3 protein-coding genes are annotated in these 3446 nt (G+C 33.3%); 2 read left to right on the top strand and 1 reads right to left on the bottom strand.

What is annotated here, in order from left to right:
* The first annotated feature begins 122 nt into the window (after positions 1-122).
* Complete coding sequence (locus V7024_RS24035) at positions 123-1478, top strand: hemolysin family protein (RefSeq protein WP_335524586.1); 1356 nt, start codon at positions 123-125, stop codon at positions 1476-1478.
* Between the two features lie 156 nt (positions 1479-1634).
* Here the strand turns inward: V7024_RS24035 and V7024_RS24030 are convergent, their stop codons facing one another.
* Entirely contained in the window at positions 1635-2027 is a 393-nt protein-coding gene (locus tag V7024_RS24030; protein ID WP_335524585.1) for a YueI family protein, read from the bottom strand.
* Positions 2028-2203: 176 nt separating this feature from the next.
* On the opposite strand from V7024_RS24030, the gene V7024_RS24025 reads away from it, so the two are divergent.
* Positions 2204-3343 (top strand): BA2291 family sporulation histidine kinase, encoded by a 1140-nt coding sequence (locus tag V7024_RS24025; RefSeq protein WP_335524584.1) that lies wholly within the window; start codon positions 2204-2206, stop codon positions 3341-3343.
* The last annotated feature ends 103 nt before the right edge of the window (positions 3344-3446 follow it).

The following is a 3446-nucleotide window of genomic DNA, read 5'->3' as shown; positions in this document are numbered from 1 at the left end:
CATATAATGTATAAAAGGGAATTACTAGTGTAGAAACTTGTAAGATTGTTAGAGAAGCTTTTTTTAGAATAAAATAATTAGGAGGTGGCTTCCTTACTTACAAAGTGGGTAAGGAAACGTATTTGGACATATTTAGTATAAGTATGGTGATTGTTTTAATTGCCTTAACTGCTTTTTTCGTTGCGTCTGAATTTGCAATTGTCAAGGTTAGGAGCTCACGCATCGATTATTTAATTGCAGAAGGAAACAAACGTGCAACTGCTGCGAAAACAGTCATTACAAACTTAGACGAGTATTTATCAGCATGTCAGTTAGGGATTACAGTGACAGCGCTCGGCCTTGGATGGTTAGGAGAACCGACAGTGAAGCGTATGCTGGATCCGATTTTCACAAAATTGGAAGTGCCTCCCTCGGTGACATCCATTTTATCTGTTTTTCTAGCTTTTATGTTCATTACCTTTCTTCACGTTGTCGTCGGCGAACTAGCTCCGAAAACATTGGCGATTCAGAAGGCGGAATGGATTAGCTTATCAGTTGCAAGACCGCTTATCTTCTTCTATCGACTTGCTTATCCTTTTATCTGGACATTGAATGGTTCAGCGCGCATTGTTACGAGAATGTTTGGCTTAAAACCAATGCAAAAGCATGAAGCAGCACATTCAGAAGAAGAGTTACGTATGCTTGTATCAGAAAGTTATAAAAATGGTGAAATCAATCAATCAGAATATAAATATGTCAATAAAATTTTCGAATTTGACGATCGAATTGCGAAAGAAATAATGGTTCCACGTACAGAAATGGTAATTTTAGAGAAAGAGCAATCTGTTATTGAAGCAATGAAAATGATGTCAAATGAGAAATATACGAGATATCCTGTCATTGACGGTGATAAAGATCATGTTATTGGTTTTGTAAACTTTAAAGATATTTTCACAGATTATGTGAAACATGATGGTACAAATAAAGAAACTGTTGCACAGTATGCCCGTCCGATTATTCAAATTATTGAATCCATCGCTATTCATGATTTATTTGTAAAAATGCAAAGGGAACGCACACATATGGCAATTTTAGTGGATGAGTACGGCGGAACGTCTGGACTTGTAACAGTTGAAGATATATTAGAAGAAATTGTTGGCGACATTCAAGATGAATTTGATACAGATGAAAAGCCAGAGATTCAGCGCATTAGTGAAACAAAAACAATTTTAGAGGGAAAAGTACTTGTTAGTGAAGTTAATGCATTATTAGGACTTTCAATTGACGATGAAGACGTTGATACAATTGGAGGTTGGATTTTAACAGAACATCTTGAAATTGAACAAGGTGATAGCATTGATATAGAAAATTATAAGTTTCGTATTGTTGAATTAGATGGACATTATATTAAACAAATTGAAGTGACAAAGCAACCTGCAAGCCAGCCTGTAGAAGTAGTAGACCAACCGGTTTCATTTCAAGAACAAGTCAGTTCATAATCTTTACCTTTACGGTGAGTTTTTTTAGTTTATACCGCTCTTCGTGGGCAGAAAGTCCCCACCTCAAGATTCGGAGAGGGAATCCATTGATGGAAGGTCCATTTTATCGTAAAGAATTCACAAAAATACGCCCGTTTAGAGGTCGGGCGTATTTTGTCAGTTCATCTCTTGTTTGTAAATTGCATCTTCTACATAAATATGTTCTTTTTCTACCGCTGTATCATGTGCGAGAACAAGTCCAATTGGTGTATTTGCATCTTTATTTTGTACAATTGTAAAAGGTACTTGTTGTTCATTTGCTAATTTAATGTATTTGGATAAATGTGGGTAAGCGATGTTTCCGTTCACATACAATGTTAACCTTTGAGAAGAACTCATCGTTTTTTTTATTTCTGGATATACGTTCGTTTGCATGACTTGTCCAATCGTTAACGCAATTTCCACACGTTCACGCAATGTGCTTAAAAACATGTTACGCTCTTCAGGTTTGTTTTGTTTTTGTCCGTGAATGCCTTCTTGAAGGTAGTCTTCCACATTTTTATTTGTCATTTTTTTCACACCTTTCCTGTTTCTATTGTATGAAAAAAATAAAAAGGATGCAAAAAAATAATTTCATATACTTTATTGAAAAATTTTATCAACATGAAATAACAAAATGTGACAATAGTGTCTTAACTAAAAATGTTTTTTGTGTTAATATTCAAAATATATAGGGTATTTTTCGTATGGAGATGGAGGGAATGGGGGTTTTTCCGATCGATAAAGATATTAGTAAAATGTTTTGTACGTACTTAGAAAAGAATAATCAGCAATTTGTAGAGAACTGGAAAAACAAAATTATTATTTCAGAAAATGATCCTTTTAAACAAGAAATTTTAGAGAACGGAGAAAAATTGTTATCATTAATGATTAAGCTTATTATGAGTGAGGAAGATATTGAGCTCATTAGACCATTATGCGAAAAAATTGCCATTGAGCGTGCCGGGGCAGACGCAAATATTGGCGATTTTGTCTATAATGCGAATGTAGGACGGAATGAATTATTTGAAGCAATGTGTGAATTAGATGTGAGTGCTCGTGAACTAAAACCAATTATGGGAAAGATACATATTTGTTTTGATCGTTTAATTTATTATACGGTTTTGAAATACTCAGAAATTATATCGAAAAATTTGGAAGAAAAGCAAAAATTCATTAACGAAACACATAAAGAGAGATTGACAATATTAGGGCAAATGTCAGCGAGTTTTGTTCATGAATTTCGTAATCCATTAACATCTATTATGGGATTTGTAAAATTGTTAAAAGCAGATCAGCCGCATCTCCCGTATTTAGATATTATTTCACATGAACTTGATCAATTAAATTTTAGAATTTCTCAATTCTTACTAGTGTCAAAAAAAGAAATATGGAATGAAGCAGAAAGATTTTGGCTGAATGATTTATTTCATGATATTATTCACTTCCTATATCCGAGTTTAGTAAATGCAAATGTTTCTATTGAGAAAAATTTGCCGCATCCAATACCGTTTACGGGGTATCGAAGTGAAGTTAGACAAGTGATTTTAAATATTTTAATGAACTCTATTGACGCTCTTGAAGGAATGGAAGAAAGTAAGAGAATTGTTATTGATGTGTGTGAAGACGAAGAATTAATACATATTTTTATTAAAAATAATGGGCCGATGATTCCAGCAGAAAATATAGAAACAATATTTGAACCATTTGTAACTACAAAGAAGTTAGGAACTGGAATTGGTTTGTTTGTTTGTAAACAAATCGTGGAGAAGCATAAGGGATCCATTACATGTAAGTCAACAGAAGAGTGGACAGAATTTCATATTTCATTTGAAAAAGTAATATAGAATACAATGAAATATAGTAGAGTAGTCGATATTTGTACGTCGGGAAATTAAAATGGATTTATATATTTTTTAAGAAGTACCATAGTGTGGTCGTTTTTAAAAT

The sequence above is a fragment of the Bacillus sp. JJ864 genome, from assembly GCF_036963045.1.
Classification (GTDB): Bacteria; Bacillota; Bacilli; order Bacillales; family Bacillaceae_G; genus Bacillus_A; species Bacillus_A pseudomycoides_C.
This window is presented reverse-complemented; position numbering and strand designations above follow the sequence as displayed.

Excerpts from the sequence above, each read along its gene's own strand:
- V7024_RS24025 (WP_335524584.1), top strand. The coding sequence starts at position 2,204 with ATGGAGATGGAGGGAATGGGGGTTTTTCCGATCGATAAAGATATTAGT.
- V7024_RS24030 (WP_335524585.1), bottom strand. The coding sequence starts at position 2,027 with ATGACAAATAAAAATGTGGAAGACTACCTTCAAGAAGGCATTCACGGA.